Here is a 17,609-nt window from a genome sequence, read left to right on the forward strand (position 1 = left end):
TATGATTACAACTAATAAGCTTTTTTGACTTTTAATAAGATAAATTCGAGTAAGAAAATATGACTACAATCAAAAAATCTCATTTAACAGAGAAGATAAGTTATAAGTACATGATCAATCTATCAATGAATATTATAAAAGAATTCATTGTAAGAAATAAGCTTTTGAGATGAAAAAATAAACAAGAAGCTTTTTCGAGAGGAGAAAATATATTTTACAGAGAACTCTTTTTTAAGCACTCGGTGACGTGATTACTGATTTCAACAGAAAGATCACTCGTATACATTAAAAAACTCTAAGACAAGAAATATTCTAGAAGTTCATATGAGCTTATAGGTAAACTTTTATGACGCAAATAAAATAGGCTTTTGTTGCAATCATCATTTTTTTATGAAAAATATTTGATTATGTTTTTTCTTCTAAAATTCTTGTGGTGTAAAACAATACGTTTTTGAGCAAAATTCACATGTGACTGAAATATATTTATTTTTAACCATTTTATTGCGTTCATCAATCGAAAATCCTTCTAGGATTCCTTTAATTTTTTCGTGTGAACAAGAACATTGATCGACAAGAGAAAAAGGATTAAAAACTCTAACACCTTGTTCATGAAAAAGACGGAACAAGAGCTGTTTACTACCAACTTGGGGATCTGTTAATTCTGAACTTTCAATCGTTGCCATGAGTATTTTAGCTTCCTGCCATTGGTTATCCAATTGGCTATGGGTTTTCGTTTTTTCTCGCGTTTGATGAGGGGTATCTATTTTATGATGAGACAATTCTTGGGGTAAAAGTTGGATCAAAATACCTCCAGCTCGCCAGCTTTTCTGCGTTTTTCCTTGTTGGTCACGATTAATTAATATAGCAACAGCCAAACGGATATCGGTAGGAATTTGTTCTGATTGATCAAAATAAATACGAGAAGTTTCTTGTAAATTTGATCCATCTAATGCAACTATCCCTTGATAGGGCTGCATATGGGGACCTTGATCAATTGTGAAGGCTAAAGTGCCTTTCCCTAAAAGGGTTTCTGAAGAGATTTGATTATTGTCCATGGCTTGTTTAAGCTGTTCTTTATCAAAACGAGCATATCCACGTAAACTGGAAGGAGGCGAAAAATCGCATACCAACATATTAACCGGTCCATCTGAATGAGTTTGTAAAATAAATTTTCCCGTAAGCTTTAGAGAAGTTCCAAGCAAAACAGTTAAAAGTAAAGCTTCTGCTAGAAGATAGGAAACCGGTTCAGGGTATTGATGTCTGTTAAGAATAGAATTTAAAGTTTCTCCAAGTTGTACGGCACGTCCACGAATATCAAGTTCTTCGACTTGAAAGGGAACAACAGTATCATCTTCATGCAAGAAGTTGTTATTGAGAGAGGCTTCATCTTTAGCTTGTTTACTCATAGCTTTGCCTTTTTTATATAATTTGTTGTAGAGGAGCTATTGTGGAGAGAAAAACGCATCTTGTAAACACCAAGAAAGAATTGCCTTTTGAGCATGAAGACGATTTTCAGCCTCATCGAAAACAACGGAGTGCGGTCCATCAATAATAGAATCAACCACTTCTTCACCACGATGAGCAGGAAGACAATGCATAAAAAGAGCATCAGATTTTGCTAATTTCATGAGAGCTTCATTGACTTGATAAGGCTGAAAAATAGAATGACTGCGAGCACGAAATTCTTGTCCCATGGAGACCCATGTATCGGTCATAATACAATCAGCATCTTGAGCTGCTTTTTGGGGACTATGAGTTAGTGTAAGGTGCGCTCCTCGTTCACGTGCCCAATGTATAAATTTTTCTTGTGGTTCACTGCCCTTTGGAGTAGCAATACGCAAATGAAAATCAAAAAGAGCTGCGGCCTCAATTAAGGAATGGAGCACATTATTACCATCCCCCATCCACGCGAATATTTTGCCAGCAATTGGCCCCCGATGCTCTTCATAGGTTAATATATCTGCTAAAATTTGGCAAGGATGTGTATCATCTGTAAGGGCATTAATGACAGGAATTTGTGCATATTGTGCCAATTCGAGCATACGTTGATGTTTTGTTGTTCGTAATATCACGATATCCACAAAACGGGATAAAACACGAGCCGTGTCAGCTATAGTTTCACTATGACCAAGCTGCATCTCTGACCCCGTGAGCATGATTGTATCTCCCCCAAGCTGGCGCATACTGATATCGAATGAAATACGGGTTCGTGTGGATGGTTTTTCAAAAATCATCGCAAGTGTTTTACCTATAAAAGGTTTTGAACCTTTCCCTGCTTTAAAAGATGCTTTAAGGATTTTTGCATAATCGATCAGTGCGCGTGCTATTGCTGGCGTTAAAATGGATAAGTCCGTGAAATGACGAAGAGCATTTGTCATGTGTGTAATATTTGTCTTTCTTTGTTTACTTGCGAAAGATACGCTATTGCTTTTTCAATACGATGCAAACTTTCATCTATTTCTTCTTCCCTAATGATAAGAGGAGGCAATAAGCGCACAACATTGTTGTTGGCAGCAACACTTAAGAGATATTCATTTTCTAAAGCATTAACGACAAGATTAGAAGACACAACACACTGAATACCCACCATTAGGCCCATCCCCTGAACTGCGCAGATAATATCAGGATAGATATTGAGAATGTGCAAAAGTCCACTTCTTAGTTTATTTCCCATACGCTGAACATGGTTGAGAAAATTTGGCTCTAACAAAATATCAAGAACACTATTTCCTACAGCCATTCCAAGAAGATTTCCTCCAAAGGTTGAACCATGGGTCCCAAGTGTCATGCTTTTTGCAACTTTATCCGTTGCAAGGCAAGCACCTAATGGAAATCCTCCTCCTAATCCTTTTGCGAGGGTAAGAATATCAGGCGAGACATCACTCCATTCATAAGCAAAAAGCTTCCCTGTTCGTCCTATACCCGTTTGGACTTCATCCAAAATCAATAACAGACCATTATCATCGCATATTTTGCGCAAAAATCTTAAATATTCATGAGAAACCGTTCGTATTCCTCCTTCTCCTTGAATAGGTTCAATAAGAATAGCGGCGGTATTTTTATTAATAGCGTTACGCAAAGCGATTTCATCACAAAAAGGTACTTGAATAAATCCACCAGCTTTAGGTCCAAAGCCTTCAAGATATTTTTCATGCCCAGTCGCAGCAAGTGCTGCAAGTGTACGTCCATGAAATGCCCCTTCAAAAGTAATTATTTCAATGCGTTCTGAATGACCAGCAGCATAGTAATAATGACGTGCCGTTTTGAATGCGCACTCCAATGCTTCAGTGCCTGAATTGCAGAAAAAAACCTTATCCGCAAAACTATTTGCACAAAGCCGCGTGGCAAGAGCTGCTTGTTCAGGGGATTGAAAAATATTAGAAACATGCCAAAGTTTTTCAGCTTGCATTTTGAGCGTATCAACCAATTTTGGATGTGAATACCCTAATGCATTAACAGCAATGCCAGATGTGAAATCAAGATAATGTTCTCCCTTATCGGAAATAAGCCATACACCATGCCCCTGTTCAAAATGCAAATCTCGTCGTGCGAAGCATTCATAAAGTGGTTGTATAGAGACGGCATCCATCATAATTTCCTTTATATTTTAACCTTTTCAATATATATACAAAGCAACACTACAAATAAAACAACATGGTACATTTTGTTACGGTGCTTTCAACATTTCATTACGATTAATGATTACACCTATGGAATAGATCATTACACCAATTGAAAAAAAGTCAATGAAGGTTCTATAAATAAGCATTTTGGGAAAAAGCCTTAAACAAAAGTGAAAGTTTAACCTATGATTGATTTGCAAGTTGGGGAAAACATTCTAAATAAACTCTTCAAGAGGTAAAGACTCTTGTCATAGAGTGAGTGCATATTGTAATTTATAATATAATAAGCAAGATGATGTGTTTTAGTTTGTAAGTCCACAGGTTGGATGATTTTCTTATGCTCGCTTAGAGTGTAAAATTCTTTCATTCAGCGTAGTGAAAATATTATTAAAACATTTGAAGATGCAAAGGGGAGAGCATCTTAGTGACGTAATCGGAATGGAGTGCTGGTATGGGTTGGACATGTGAACGCGTTGAGCTTCTTAAAAAGCTTTGGAGTGAAGGGTTAAGTGCAAGTCAAATTGCTGCTCAATTAGGTGGGGTCAGCAGAAACGCAGTCATCGGCAAAGTACACCGATTAAAGTTACCAGGACGCGGTAAGACAGCACAAGGAAGCGCGCGTACGCAAAAACCCCCCGTGGGAAGCAGCCCATCATCTCCACGTGTGCGTCGCAACACATCCACGGTATCGCCAATGAACACATCATCTGTAAGTATTGAAGAAACAGCTTTAAAGACAGAATTTGTAGCGGAAGATATAAAAGAAGTTGATATGTCCACAAAATCCAATGTAGTTGTGCCTATATCACGTCAACTTAATCTTTTACAATTGAGTGAAAATACATGTAGATGGCCGGTTGGCGATCCATTATCAGCAGATTTTCATTTTTGTGGTGCAGATTCTGATGAAAATAGCCCCTATTGTGCCTTTCATGCTAAGTTAGCATTTCAACCAATATCTGAAAGACGTCGGATAAGAGTGTAATATCCTCGATTGAATCTCATATTCTACACCTTCTGCGCTTCGTTATGAAATTTTAATTATCGAATTATTATGAGAAAGAAATTTAATAGAGCTTTTAATGAGTGAAAAAATTTCTTCATGAAACTATTCAACGAAATTGTATCTTTTGTGCTATTGCACAATTATGTGTTGTAAAGTTATATTCCTGTTTATTTCCAAGATCCTCTTTAATTTAGTTGTACTACTTTTAACACTATCCATAGCAATATCTTTTGAATAAGACAATTTCTCATGTTTTTATTCTTCGTGTATTTAATAGAGTAATGCTGTGGTTTATAAAAACAATTTATCGCGTTGCAACCTAAATGAGATCCATCAATATCTCTTTCATTTCAAGCCCTCTTATATTGAATCAATCAAAATCTTTCGTTTGGGCGTCACGAATGAGATGAGAACTGGGGAGAGTAAAAACACTTAAAGAAAAGCATGCCTTCTACAAATGCTTTCAAGTGCCAAGGGCTTCAAGAGTTGTTGCAACATTGGGAGCTAGCAAAGTGTGTGATGATGCCAGCTTGCTCTTTTATTAAGCATAAAGATAAGAGTCTTAATGGATTTATCGTTATACCCTTCACGGATGCCGTCGCAAAATAGGCTTGGATGCGTTGAGAAATGTTTCTTTAAAACAAGCCTGTGCATATATGCAATCCAATGTCATTCTGTTTTGCGTGAGGGATGTGCCCCATCAAAGAATGCGATAAATAAAAGCGTGAAGCAATACGTAGAATGTAAAATGATATATTTATAATTTTTTATAAAAAATTATAAATAAGGGGATATTGTATTCAAGGCTCTTACGAAATATACGAAAACTATAAATTATTACGTATAAATAAATATTAAACCTAGAACGACCACAATAACATCACTTTCCTTTTCCCGACACGAAACGGCGCAACCAAACATAAAGTGCACCTTCTCCGCCATGCTGACGCGCTGCTTGCTCAAACGCATGGACATAATATCGAAAAGCTGGTGTTGATAACCAATACGGAACAAATCTATACAAAGCTCCATCGCTCCCAACAGATCGTCCTTTTCCTGTAATCACAAGGACATAACGCAATCCTCTCTGCTGAGAGGATTGTAGAAAATTTTTTAAGAAAAAATAAGCTTCTTCCTGCATATAACCGTGGAGATCAAGGCGCGCCTCAAGAGGATAACGACCTTGGGAAATTTTACGATGTGCAACATGATCAAAGAAATGAATCTTTTGTACTTGTGTAACTGCCCTCTTTTCTTTTTTAATAAATGTCGAGGATTGTTGATTTTCCTGAGACAATGAAGAGATTTGAGTTACAGGCTGTTTTTTATCATTAATATTTGCAATAGTTTCTGAAGCAGAAGAGAGCATCTTACCGTGAAGCGGTGTTATCGTACGACAAACCATCTCCCATAAAAGGCGATCCTGTGAAGCCAATAAATCTCTTTTTTGTCTCCATTTACTTGAGGACATTTTAATTTCTCATAAATCATTGAATACTTATGGAAGAAAAACAAAAAGTATTTTAATTTTCATTTTCTGTAGCAAAAAGCTTCCAGTTTGGATCTGACGATAAACTATTGCGAACGAAAGTCCAAATATCCCTGATTTCTACAATAGCATCAGGATCACCGTCTATACGCTCACCCTGTTCATTATAAGTAACAGAAATCATCTCACTGACAATACGTATCGTTAAAAGTTCATCCTTTTCTTGTATTGCCGCCGCAACAAATTCGATCTTATTAATTCCAACAAAAGTGAACTCTATTCTCTCTTTATTTTTTTCTCGTTGCTCAATAGCCGTACAAAAGCTCTCAAAAACATCCTGACAAAGCAAGCTTTTAAGTTGATTGCGATCACCTTTGGCAAAAGCTGTTACAATCATTTCATAAGCAATTTGTGCACCTTTTATAAAAAATTGAGGAGAAAATTGAGGATCAATTTTATGCAATTCCCGCAAATTTTTATTCAAAATACTCCCCTCCGGTGAAATTTTATCAATTTCACTAAAGTCGTCTTTTTGTGAATTTTTCTGATGAGGGAACGAAACAATATTATCAGCCGTTTCTGCTTCAACCTGTTTTTTAGAACGACGCGAATAAGGATCAAAGGGGGGCTTTTCAAACCCAATTCGTTTCCCTAATACATTACGGAGTTGCACAAAAATAACAACCATAACAACAAGAGCTATGACAAGTATAACGTCAAATTCCATGGGCGCTGTCAATCTCCAAAGCTTAAATCTCTAATAAACATTGCAGTCAATACCATTTATCAATAAATATGTAAAATAAGGAATCCTACCATTCAAATATTTTTATAGATTTTATATTAAATGGAGTGCTCTTAAGAATTTCTCCCCACCTCATCCAGAAGGAAATTTGCATGTGATAAAACTTTATTCTATAAGTCCTCGTTTTTTTGTTGTTATCTTTCTTTGCATTCTTTTAATCGAGATCGCTGGTTTTATCTTTGTTGGTCAAGAAATTGGTATTTTGGCAACTTTGAGTTTGGTTATTCTCACAACCATAGTTGGGGTCGTTTTATTGCGAGTTCAAGGGTTTTGCCTTTTAAAAAACATACAAACTGAACTTATCCAAGGGCGTACATTAGAGAATAATATTATTAATGATGTTTTCATCATGTTTAGTGCAATTTTACTTATTCTTCCTGGCTTTGTAAGTGATCTCTTGGGAATATTACTTCTTATTAAACCAATTCGCTCTATTGTTTGGCATTTCTTTACATCATTACAAAACAAAATGAATCCCAATACTAAAAGAAAAAATGATGCTGAAAAAATAATTGATCTTAACGCAGAAGATTACACAATTCATGATACGACAGAATCTCCATGGCGCAAAAATGATGATAACCATTGAAATGCCTAAAAAATCTGTAACAAACTAAAAAAATATTCAAGATAAAGAGCGCATTTCTTGCAACCTTTTTCAAGGCGTGATAACCAATTTGGTCTTTAGATCTAAAATAAATATACATATTATAATGAGAGAGGTTCGTCGTATGGCCGAAGGTGAAATGAATAACAGTGGTGGAGAGCCGGTTTTTGCTGTATTAACTCAATATTTAAAAGATTTATCATTCGAAAACCCAGGTGCTCCTCGTTCATTGCGTACGCATGAAAAATCACCACAAATTGATATCAATATTAACGTCAATGCTAACCCAATTGGTGATGACAATTATGATGTCGTTTTGTCTCTCTCCGTCAAAGCCAATGATAATACTGAAATCTTATTTCATGTGGAACTGATTTACGGTGGTGTTTTCCACCTTGAAAACATTCCACAAGAACATGTTATGCCATTGGTCTTTATTGAATGTCCCCGTCTTTTATTTCCATTTGCTCGCCAAATTATATCTGATGCTACTCAAAATGGTGGTTTTCCACCTTTATGGATTGATCCTATTGATTTTGCAGCCCTCTTCCAAAAGCGTCTCGCTGAAGAACAAAAAGACAATCAAATACAGCCCTCTTAAAAAATTTATTCTTTTGCTATCATAAAGCCCCTTGATATATTATTGGTATATTAGGGGCTTTTTTCCTTTAGACGGCTTTTGCGGCATGATAAGCCGCGAGCATTGCAATATTGACCACATCTGTATCGTTTCCACTAAACGGTACAATTTGGACAGATTTTTCCAACCCAATTAAAATAGGACCAATGATGGTTGCTCCACCAAGTTCTTGTAACATTTTGCTTGCAATGGAAGACGCGTGATATCCAGGCATAACCAAAATGTTAGCGGGCTCTGTTAATCCCATAAATGGATATTGCTGCATCAATTTGGAATTGAGTGCTACATCAGCACTTATTTCTCCATCAAACTCAAAATCAACCTTGCGTTCATGCAAAATATTAATCGCATCCTGAATTTGCTGTGTGATTTGCCCTTTCATATAACCAAACGTAGAAAATGCTAAAAATGCTACCCGTGGTTGATATCCAAATCCACGTACAAACGAAGCGGTTTGTTCCGCTATATCCGCAAGTTCTTCAGCATTAGGATTTTCATAAACAGCTGTATCCGTAATAAACACAGTTCGTCCTCGGCAAATAGCCATTGAGATACCAATCAATCGTTCTTTTGGTTTTTCATCAATTGCACGACGTATATCGATCAGCGCTGTTTCATAATTGCGTGTCACCCCTGTAACCATTGCATCAGCATCTCCTAGTGCCACCATACACGCAGCAAAATAATTGCGATCATTATTGATACGACGATGACAATCACGCAACAGCCAACCTTGACGCTGCATCTTTTTATAAAGATAATTCGCATAATCATCTGTACGGCGAGAAAGCTTAGCATTCATAATAGAAATACCTTCACGCTCCAGATCAATTCCAGCGATAACAGCTGTTTCTCTTACTTGCTCTTCACGACCAACCAAAATCGCTTGTCCTAATTTTTGATGAACATAGGAAACGGCTGCCCGCATAATTTGCTCTTCTTCACCTTCTGCAAAGACAATTTGTTTTGGCGCTTGACGAACATGGTTATAAACCCCACGCATCATCGAGGAAGTAGGATCACGTCTCGCATTCAAATCGCGCTCATAGGCCTCTAAATCATCTATGTTCTTTTGCGCAACACCGCTTTCCATTGCTGCTTTTGCTACCGCTATTGAAACAACCGTCAATAAACGCGGATCAAAAGGAACAGGGATGATATAATTAGGACCAAATTTTAATCGCTTTCCACAATAAGCTTCTGCAACGCTGTCAGGCACTTCTTCATGCGCTAAATTGGCAAGAGCCTTTGCCGCAGCAATCTTCATTTCTTCATTAATAACTCTTGCACGCACATCAAGTGCACCACGAAATATATAAGGAAAGCAGAGAACATTATTAATCTGATTTGGATAATCGGAACGCCCTGTTGCGACAATGGCATCATGACGCACTTGCATAACCTCTTCCGGCGTAATTTCTGGATCGGGATTAGCCATAGCAAAAATGATCGGCTGTGGTGCCATAGATCTTACCATTTCAGGAGTAAGAGCACCTTTAGCAGAAACCCCAAAAAATATATCTGCACCTTCCATTGCTTCTATAAGCGTACGTTTATCTGTTTGAATAGCATGCGCAGATTTCCACTGATTCATTCCCTCTTTGCGACCTTCATAGACCACACCCTTTGTATCACATAATATGATATTTTCGGCACGAAAGCCCATCGCTTTAATCAGTTCAATACAAGCAATTCCTGCAGAACCAGCACCATTACAGACTAACCGCGTATTTTGCATATTGCGCCCTGTTAAAGTCAAAGCATTGAGAACACCAGCAGCAACAATAATTGCTGTACCATGTTGATCGTCGTGAAAAACAGGTATATTCATCACCTCGCGTAGGCGGCTTTCAATCATAAAGCACTCTGGCGCCTTAATGTCTTCAAGATTAATTCCACCAAAAGAAGGTTCTAAATGACGCACCAAATTGATAAAACTTTCTGTATCGTTTATATCAATTTCTAAATCAATGGAATCAATATCCGCAAAACGCTTAAACAGCACTGCTTTGCCTTCCATAACCGGCTTAGAGGCAAGGGCTCCTAAATTACCTAACCCTAAAATAGCGGTTCCATTTGAAATAACAGCAACAAGATTTCCTTTTGCTGTATAATCATAAGCTAACGCTGGATTTTGAGCAATTGCCTTAACTGGAACTGCAACACCTGGTGAATAAGCAAGTGCTAAATCATGCTGTGTTGCCATAGACTTTGTTGCAACAATCTCAAGCTTTCCTGGTCGACCACGACTATGAAAATCTAGAGCTTCTCGTTCGCTCGCACTGTAAACAGTTTGAGACATTTTCTGATCCTGCTTGCTCTCTTTCATTTCACTTTATTTTCTCCAAAAACAGTGTAAATTTTGCTTGATAATGCGTATAGTCATTGAATTTGATTCATGTATTAGAACTCGCTATTCTTGCCTTAGCAAATCTGATGATGCGTTGCAATTTAGAGATAAATAGATATTGAAGTAAACAAAAAAGAGTAAAAACTTCACTTAAAGGAAACAGGCCTCGTACAAATGGATAAAAAAGACAACCATAAAAATAATTTAATTCCACAGCCTGCCTCCTCATCTGCTTCCTCTCAAGAACGTCTGACACCTATGATGGAGCAGTACATAGAAATCAAAGCCGTACATCATGATTCTCTTCTCTTTTACCGAATGGGGGATTTTTATGAATTATTTTTTAATGATGCGATTGAAGCTGCTCAGGCTTTAGGAATCACACTCACAGCACGCGGAAAACATTTAGGACAAGATATTCCTATGTGCGGTGTTCCCGTTCATGCTGCTGATGATTATTTACAAAAACTGATTGCTTGTGGTTACCGAGTTGCTGTTTGTGAACAAATAGAAGATCCTGCTGAAGCAAAAAAACGTGGCTCAAAATCTGTTGTTCGGCGTGATGTTGTTCGCCTTGTAACACCTGGAACGATAACAGAAGAAAAACTCCTTGATCCAACACGCGCAAATTATTTGATGACACTTTCCCGTATAAAAACAAGCGATGGAGAGGAATTTGCTCTTTCTTGGATTGATATCTCAACAGGCATATTTCGTGTAACAGAAAGCCGCCAAGAAAAACTTTTGGCAGATATTATGCGTGTGGATCCACAAGAAATCATTGTTGCTGATTCATTCTTTCATGATAAATCTCACAAATCACTTTTTAATGTTCTTGATCGTATCGTTTCACCTCAACCTGCTTGTCTCTTTGATGCACTGACCGCTGAACGCGATATTTGCAATTATTTTAAACTCTCAACTCTTGAAGGCGTTGCCGATTATTCACGTTCCGAACTCTCTGCAATTGTAGCTGCTATTCGTTATATCGAAAAAACACAAATCACGCATCGTCCTCCCCTCATGCAGCCTGAGCGCCAAAATGAAAGTGCGACTCTTTTTATTGATGCCGCAACCAGATTAAGCCTTGAACTTATTCGTACGACATCAGGTCAACGGGATGGAAGTTTATTAAAAGCTATTGATCGCACTGTAACAGGAGGAGGATCACGCCTTCTCATCGATCGCCTTATTGCTCCCCTCACCACTCCTTCGGCTATTGATACACGTTTGGATTCTATCGATTTTTTTCTACGTAATCCTTCTCTTGCAGAAGCGATAAAGCTTATTTTAAAAGGGGGACCAGATATGCCCCGCGCCGTTTCACGTTTGGCTCTTGGACGAGGAGGTCCCCGTGATATGGCGACAATCCAGCGCGGCTTTGAAATCATTCGTGAATTGCATCAACTTCTTAATAATGAGCTTCTGCCTCAAGAAATAAGTGATGTACAACAGGTGTTCTCAAACTTACCCACAGCGTTATACTTTCATTTAGAACAAGCATTAGCTGATGATCTCCCACTCCTTAAACGTGATGGTGGTTTTATTCGTTCAAATTATCATAAAGAGCTCGATGAAATGCGTGCTTTACGTGATGAATCGCGCCGTGTCATTGCTGAACTTCAAGCGCAATATGCCCAAGAAACAGATATTAAAACGCTTAAAATAAAGCATAATAATATTCTAGGTTATTTCATTGAAGTAACCAGTATACAAGCATCTGCTCTTACAAATAATCCACAAGCTAAAGCACGTTTTATTCATCGGCAAACAATGGCAAACGCTATGCGTTTTACGACAACAGAGCTTGCTGACCTTGAAAGCCGTATTGCCCATGCTGCCAATCACGCATTGACACTTGAACTAGAGATTTTTGATATTCTCGTTCAGGAAATTACCGAACAAGTTGATTTTATTCGTAAAGCCTCTGAAGCACTTGCTATTTTAGATGTCTCTGTCGCCTTAGCATATCTTGCTGAAGAACAAGGCTATTGCCGACCTAAAATTGATCTTTCACTTACCTTCCATATCACAGCAGGACGCCATCCTGTCGTCGAGCAAGCACTCCGCAAACAAGCAGCAGAACCTTTTATTGCCAATAATTGTGATCTCTCTGTGCAAGAAAATCAGCAATATGCAGCAATCTGGCTGTTGACAGGGCCTAATATGGGAGGAAAATCAACTTTTTTGCGGCAAAATGCTCTTATTGCTATTATGGCGCAAATGGGGTCCTTCGTTCCAGCGACTTCAGCACATATTGGTGTTGTTGACCGCCTATTTAGTCGTGTTGGGGCTTCCGATGATCTTGCACGGGGGCGCTCAACCTTTATGATGGAAATGGTTGAAACAGCAACAATTCTCAATCATGCTAGCCACCATTCCCTTGTTATTCTTGATGAAATAGGACGTGGGACATCAACCTTTGATGGACTTTCTATTGCTTGGGCTGCTGTTGAATATCTCCATGAAGTTAACCATTGTCGTGCTATTCTCGCTACCCATTTTCATGAAATGACTGCACTTACCGAAAAACTTGACAGACTGCATAATGTAACCATGAAAGTCAAAAATTGGGATGGTGATGTAGTTTTTCTTCATGAGGTCACACCAGGAGCTGCTGACCGTTCCTATGGTGTACAAGTCGCAAAGCTTGCTGGACTTCCCCCAGCCGTTATTACACGAGCAACAGATGTACTCCATCAATTAGAACAAGGTGAAATGGCTGGAAAAGGGCATAAACTCATTGATGATTTACCACTCTTTTCTCTTAAAGCAACATCTCCCGTCAATGAAGCAAGAAACAAACATTGTGTACTTCACGAAGCTTTAAAAAATATCCATCCCGATGAACTCTCTCCTAAACAAGCTTTAGAAGCAATTTACCACCTCAAACAGCTTGAAAAGAATAACCTCTTATAGAAAACGGATGTTATTTTTTATTAAAAAGCTTTCTTAAGAGGAGATAAAGTATCACTTTTTGATATGCCACAGCACAAACTGTTGTTTACCGTATTCCCATCGCTTTTCTACACAATATATTTTGATAAGTGTAATGCATATAGAGGCAAAATCCTATGCATTATATTCCATATTTCCTTAGATCAATATTGGCCCGTAGACAAAAAATTAGTCAATATCGACTATTTTTACAAGATAGTCGTTTTTTGTGAAGATTGTCATGAAATCTCCTCCACCTTGCAAATACGCAATATTTAATGAATTATGCTTTTTCACAATCAATATTATTGTTATCATAGCAACAGTTTTAGTTTAAAGCTGTCGGTGTTGGGATGCCACCCCATTTTGCATAATAAATTCATGGATGATGGGTCTCGTATTTTCTTCACATTTTAAGTTATAAAAAGCTCTTTTACTGTTTTCATATGAACCATATAATCAGATATATCACAGCAGCATTTTATTTTCCTAAACATCCTTTGAACTCCTTCCCACACCTCAAAGGATAAAGATTTTCATTCACATCAAGTCTGCAAACAGTCTAGATTCTAAAGGATTTACCTTGACTTCCTTCATGTGATTCACTTAAACCCAAAGCTTGATAAACAAGTCTAAGAATATTCACCACACACTTAAAAAACACTTAATATATTAAGGAAGATGCCGTATATCACAGCCCTAAATGACAGTGTTTTTACGGTACAAAAAGATAATGCCACCAGTACAATAAATATCTTTCATAAATATAAGAACAGGAAATCGTAATTTCGTATAAAATTGAAATATGATATGAAGCGTAATCATACCATATCTATCTTTATCTGTCTTACATAGCTGCTGAAATAAGCAATCCGCAGCAGCTTTTAGTTGTATTGATAGCTTTTTAATCATACTTATCATGGCTCGAAATATTCTGATAAGTTCATAAACTCATAAAATAATTAGCTTAGAATATCGTGTAAAAGATGCAAAAAATCAGAATACTATCTCTCTTTTATAAGACGCGTCATTCATCTCATCAAATATTACGTACTGCACCCTTTGCAGCAGATGTGGTCATCGCTGCATAGGCTTTGAGAGCCTTTGAAACTTTACGCTGACGCTTCTCAATCGGTTGCCAAGCACCTTTTCCTTTTGCTTCCATCTTAGCACGGCGCTGCTTCATCTCAACGTCATCCACCAACATATGAATTCTACGATTTGGAATATCAATTTCTATGATATCCCCCTCCTCCACCAACGCAATTTCTCCTCCTTCAGCAGCTTCTGGTGAAATATGTCCTATCGAGAGCCCTGAACTTCCCCCTGAAAAACGTCCATCCGTAACAAGTGCACAAACCTTGCCCAATCCTTTAGATTTGAGATAACTTGTTGGATAAAGCATTTCTTGCATTCCAGGTCCACCACGTGGACCTTCATAACGGATTAAAACAATTTCACCTATTTTAATCTTATCAGTTAATATAGCTGACACAGCTGAATCTTGGCTTTCAAAAATTCTTGCCGGACCTTTAAAAGTTAAAATTGATTGATCAACGCCTGCTGTTTTTACAATACAGCCATCTTTTGCAAGATTTCCATAAAGAACTGCCAATCCTCCATCTTGTGAATATGCATGTTCCCTATCGCGAATCACACCTTTTTCACGATCAAGATCAAGGGTCTCATAGCGACAAGATTGGCTAAAAGCTGTCTGTGTTGGAATACCACCAGGAGCAGCACGATAAAATGTACGGACTGTTGGTTCATTAGTTTGTTTCACATCCCAACGGTAAAGAGCTTCTTTCATTGTTTTTGCATGAACCGTATAAGTTGACGTATCAATGAGTCCCGCCGCATCCAGTTCGCCTAAAAGCCCCATAATACCACCAGCGCGATGAACATCTTCCATATGTACATTCGCGACAGCAGGAGCAACCTTACATAAAACAGGAACACGACGTGAAAGATGATCAATATCCGTCATGGTAAAATCCACCTCACCTTCTTGCGCCGCGGCTAAAAGATGCAGTACTGTATTGGTTGATCCCCCCATAGCAATATCAACGGTCATTGCATTTTCAAAAGCCTTGCGTGAAGCAATAGAGCGCGGCAAGACTGTTTCATCATCTTTTTCATAATAACGTTTAACCAATGCAACAATCTGTTTTCCAGCTTCTTCAAAAAGCATCCGTCGATCTGCATGTGTTGCTAACATTGATCCATTTCCGGGAAGCGAAAGCCCCAATGCTTCCGTTAAGCAATTCATGGAGTTGGCTGTAAACATTCCTGAACACGAACCACATGTAGGACAAGCAGCACGCTCCATTTCAGCAACTTCTTCTTCTGAATTCTGTTCTGAAGCTGCTGCAACCATGGCATCGACCAAATCAACCCTTAGATCTTGATCCTTCCATTTAATCTTACCTGCTTCCATAGGACCGCCTGAAACAAAGATTGTCGGAATATTCAACCGTAAAGCAGCCATTAACATACCAGGCGTAATTTTGTCACAATTAGAAATACAGACAAGTGCATCCGCACAATGTGCATTAACCATGTACTCTACAGAATCAGCAATGATTTCACGTGAGGGCAAAGAATAGAGCATTCCATCGTGCCCCATCGCAATTCCATCATCTACAGCAATGGTATTAAATTCTTTCGCAACACCACCGGCAACCGCTATCTGTTGTGCGACTAATTGCCCAAGATCTTTTAAATGGACATGCCCTGGTACAAATTGTGTAAAAGAATTCGCAATCGCAATAATGGGTTTACCAAAATCAGTATCTTTCATCCCTGTTGCACGCCAAAGTCCGCGGGCTCCTGCCATATTACGCCCGTGGGTCGATATTCTTGAACGGTAAGAAGGCATTATTTTTTTCCCCTCAAATAATTCCATTTTGCTTGTTGTGCTGTAACTTCATTATAAAAACAAGAGCTTTAATATTCAAAAGAGAAAAATACCTTGTACTGAGGCATTTGAAGCACAAAATTAAAAGCTCTGCATAAACTTTTTCATAAAGCCTTTGTTTTTTTATTACCTGTTAATCAACATCTAATCCCTGTGCAATTCCACGTTTGAGACAAATATCAAAACGCTTCAGTGTGGCACGAACTGTACCAGATTTTTGTATGCCAGATTTGGTAAGTATATTGCATCTATCTGTTTGCGTAATTTCTGGAACAAGAAGACAGCCTAATTTGGAAAGAATATAAAGGCATCATGGTAAAAATCTATCATCTCCTTACAATTCAGCTTTACATCTTTCAAAAGCATTCATAGCAATATCTTTTAAATAACGATGACGCATTATATCATGCTTTTGTTTTTATACTCTTCAATGGAGCTACTCTCCTCACGAAGAACAGAAAACCCCAAACAAAATACACTTGTATAGCCTTCATGTACTCATTTTAAAGAAACATCTTTCAATGCACACTCGAGCCTATTTCACGATAGCGCCTATGAATGGTATAAAAGTTCCCGTGAATAATATAAATCTATAGGGGACATCTTCACACTTATGAAGAAGCAAACTGACACCATCATACATTTTTCTCATCCCCAATATTGCCAACATCCTTGCTAATTAAGACAATTCACAAGAGATATTTTTATTCCTTTCTTAGATATTTTTATTCCTTTCTTCAAGTGTTTTTATCCACACGGCTCTCCCTGCGTGTGACATACAAGCAAGTGACTTTAATTGTTTTAATACAAGAGGATTTCAAATGAGAGAACCTTATGATATTCGGGACTCTCATTCCAGTTGTAAAAATTAATTATGAATATAAACCTATACTTATCTCATTATAACTCACATTACACCCTTTACGAAAAAACAGATAGAATTTATAAAGAGTACAGCGTTTTCTCGTAAGGTAATCTAGTGCAGAGTTACAATTTGTAGTTCATGCTCATTGGCTCCAGCAAGGGCGATAGAACGCTCATCGGATAAAATGATAGGATAACCTGTTTCACCAAAGAGAGCCCATATCGTAATTCCTGGGGTCATTGGTGGAAGATCTGGAAAGTTTTTAGCCAGATCATCTGTACAAACTTTTTTTAAATAGGCAATCTGTCCCGCATCAGAGTAGGATGTGTTCTGAAACGACAAGTTTTGTTTATGTTCTCCCATTTCACTG

General features: G+C 37.9%; 12 protein-coding genes. 4 read left to right on the top strand and 8 right to left on the bottom strand.

Features of this window, described 5'->3' with window-relative positions:
* Window positions 1–419: 419 nt before the first annotated feature.
* From ACFIKY_RS01705 to ACFIKY_RS01715, 3 genes are read right to left on the bottom strand one after another with little or no spacing between them, the layout of a single operon-like run.
* The gene (locus ACFIKY_RS01705; protein WP_375635427.1) at window positions 420–1,406 is read right to left on the bottom strand and encodes an Hsp33 family molecular chaperone; all 987 of its coding nucleotides are present in this window, start codon (window positions 1,404–1,406) and stop codon (window positions 420–422) included.
* A gap of 36 nt (window positions 1,407–1,442) precedes the next feature.
* Window positions 1,443–2,378, bottom strand: a complete 936-nt coding sequence (argF, locus tag ACFIKY_RS01710) for an ornithine carbamoyltransferase (RefSeq protein ID WP_375635426.1) — start codon at window positions 2,376–2,378, stop codon at window positions 1,443–1,445.
* A complete protein-coding gene (locus tag ACFIKY_RS01715) occupies window positions 2,375–3,589 on the bottom strand; it encodes an aspartate aminotransferase family protein (protein WP_012754528.1) in 1,215 nt (404 codons plus the stop codon). The genes argF and ACFIKY_RS01715 overlap by 4 nt, the downstream gene beginning before the upstream one ends.
* A 485-nt stretch (window positions 3,590–4,074) precedes the next feature.
* On the opposite strand from ACFIKY_RS01715, the gene ACFIKY_RS01720 reads away from it, so the two are divergent.
* Window positions 4,075–4,608 carry a GcrA family cell cycle regulator gene (locus ACFIKY_RS01720; protein ID WP_375635425.1) on the top strand — a complete coding sequence of 178 codons (534 nt, stop codon included), beginning with the start codon at window positions 4,075–4,077 and terminating at the stop codon, window positions 4,606–4,608.
* 901 nt (window positions 4,609–5,509) lie between these two features.
* Here ACFIKY_RS01720 and ACFIKY_RS01725 read toward each other — a convergent pair.
* Together ACFIKY_RS01725 and ACFIKY_RS01730 are read right to left on the bottom strand one after the other, a co-directional pair.
* Window positions 5,510–6,100: a Smr/MutS family protein gene (locus ACFIKY_RS01725; RefSeq protein ID WP_012754526.1), complete on the bottom strand. Its 591-nt coding sequence runs from the start codon at window positions 6,098–6,100 to the stop codon at window positions 5,510–5,512.
* A 52-nt stretch (window positions 6,101–6,152) separates the two neighbouring features.
* Window positions 6,153–6,845, bottom strand: a complete 693-nt coding sequence (locus ACFIKY_RS01730; RefSeq protein ID WP_012754525.1) for a Tim44/TimA family putative adaptor protein — start codon at window positions 6,843–6,845, stop codon at window positions 6,153–6,155.
* A 172-nt stretch (window positions 6,846–7,017) separates the two neighbouring features.
* Here ACFIKY_RS01730 and ACFIKY_RS01735 point away from each other — a divergent pair, with 172 nt between their 5' ends.
* Together ACFIKY_RS01735 and secB are read left to right on the top strand one after the other, a co-directional pair.
* Window positions 7,018–7,512 carry an FxsA family protein gene (locus ACFIKY_RS01735; RefSeq protein WP_375635424.1) on the top strand — a complete coding sequence of 165 codons (495 nt, stop codon included), beginning with the start codon at window positions 7,018–7,020 and terminating at the stop codon, window positions 7,510–7,512.
* Between the two features lie 142 nt (window positions 7,513–7,654).
* Complete coding sequence (gene secB / locus ACFIKY_RS01740; RefSeq protein ID WP_375635423.1) at window positions 7,655–8,131, top strand: protein-export chaperone SecB; 477 nt, start codon at window positions 7,655–7,657, stop codon at window positions 8,129–8,131.
* Window positions 8,132–8,198: 67 nt separating this feature from the next.
* Here the strand turns inward: secB and ACFIKY_RS01745 are convergent, their stop codons facing one another.
* Complete coding sequence (locus ACFIKY_RS01745; protein ID WP_375661320.1) at window positions 8,199–10,499, bottom strand: NADP-dependent malic enzyme; 2,301 nt, start codon at window positions 10,497–10,499, stop codon at window positions 8,199–8,201.
* A gap of 195 nt (window positions 10,500–10,694) precedes the next feature.
* Here ACFIKY_RS01745 and mutS point away from each other — a divergent pair, with 195 nt between their 5' ends.
* Window positions 10,695–13,439, top strand: coding sequence for a DNA mismatch repair protein MutS (mutS, locus tag ACFIKY_RS01750; protein WP_375661321.1), 2,745 nt, complete (start codon window positions 10,695–10,697; stop codon window positions 13,437–13,439).
* A gap of 1,057 nt (window positions 13,440–14,496) precedes the next feature.
* Here the strand turns inward: mutS and ilvD are convergent.
* The gene (ilvD, locus tag ACFIKY_RS01755) at window positions 14,497–16,335 is read right to left on the bottom strand and encodes a dihydroxy-acid dehydratase (RefSeq protein ID WP_375627959.1); all 1,839 of its coding nucleotides are present in this window, start codon (window positions 16,333–16,335) and stop codon (window positions 14,497–14,499) included.
* A 1,015-nt stretch (window positions 16,336–17,350) separates the two neighbouring features.
* Window positions 17,351–17,602, bottom strand: coding sequence for a DUF1150 domain-containing protein (locus tag ACFIKY_RS01760; RefSeq protein WP_012754519.1), 252 nt, complete (start codon window positions 17,600–17,602; stop codon window positions 17,351–17,353).
* Between the last annotated feature and the right edge of the window lie 7 nt (window positions 17,603–17,609).

Origin of the sequence: Bartonella sp. CR127HXZ (assembly GCF_042194555.1) — a bacterium.
Lineage (GTDB): Bacteria > Pseudomonadota > Alphaproteobacteria > Rhizobiales > Rhizobiaceae > Bartonella > Bartonella grahamii.

Excerpts from the sequence above, each read along its gene's own strand:
- ACFIKY_RS01715 (WP_012754528.1), bottom strand. The coding sequence starts at position 3,589 with ATGGATGCCGTCTCTATACAACCACTTTATGAATGCTTCGCACGACGA.
- argF (WP_375635426.1), bottom strand. The coding sequence starts at position 2,378 with ATGACAAATGCTCTTCGTCATTTCACGGACTTATCCATTTTAACGCCA.
- ACFIKY_RS01760 (WP_012754519.1), bottom strand. The coding sequence starts at position 17,602 with ATGGGAGAACATAAACAAAACTTGTCGTTTCAGAACACATCCTACTCT.
- mutS (WP_375661321.1), top strand. The coding sequence starts at position 10,695 with ATGGATAAAAAAGACAACCATAAAAATAATTTAATTCCACAGCCTGCC.
- ACFIKY_RS01720 (WP_375635425.1), top strand. The coding sequence starts at position 4,075 with ATGGGTTGGACATGTGAACGCGTTGAGCTTCTTAAAAAGCTTTGGAGT.
- ACFIKY_RS01730 (WP_012754525.1), bottom strand. The coding sequence starts at position 6,845 with ATGGAATTTGACGTTATACTTGTCATAGCTCTTGTTGTTATGGTTGTT.
- ACFIKY_RS01705 (WP_375635427.1), bottom strand. The coding sequence starts at position 1,406 with ATGAGTAAACAAGCTAAAGATGAAGCCTCTCTCAATAACAACTTCTTG.
- ACFIKY_RS01745 (WP_375661320.1), bottom strand. The coding sequence starts at position 10,499 with ATGAAAGAGAGCAAGCAGGATCAGAAAATGTCTCAAACTGTTTACAGT.
- ACFIKY_RS01725 (WP_012754526.1), bottom strand. The coding sequence starts at position 6,100 with ATGTCCTCAAGTAAATGGAGACAAAAAAGAGATTTATTGGCTTCACAG.
- ilvD (WP_375627959.1), bottom strand. The coding sequence starts at position 16,335 with ATGCCTTCTTACCGTTCAAGAATATCGACCCACGGGCGTAATATGGCA.
- secB (WP_375635423.1), top strand. The coding sequence starts at position 7,655 with ATGGCCGAAGGTGAAATGAATAACAGTGGTGGAGAGCCGGTTTTTGCT.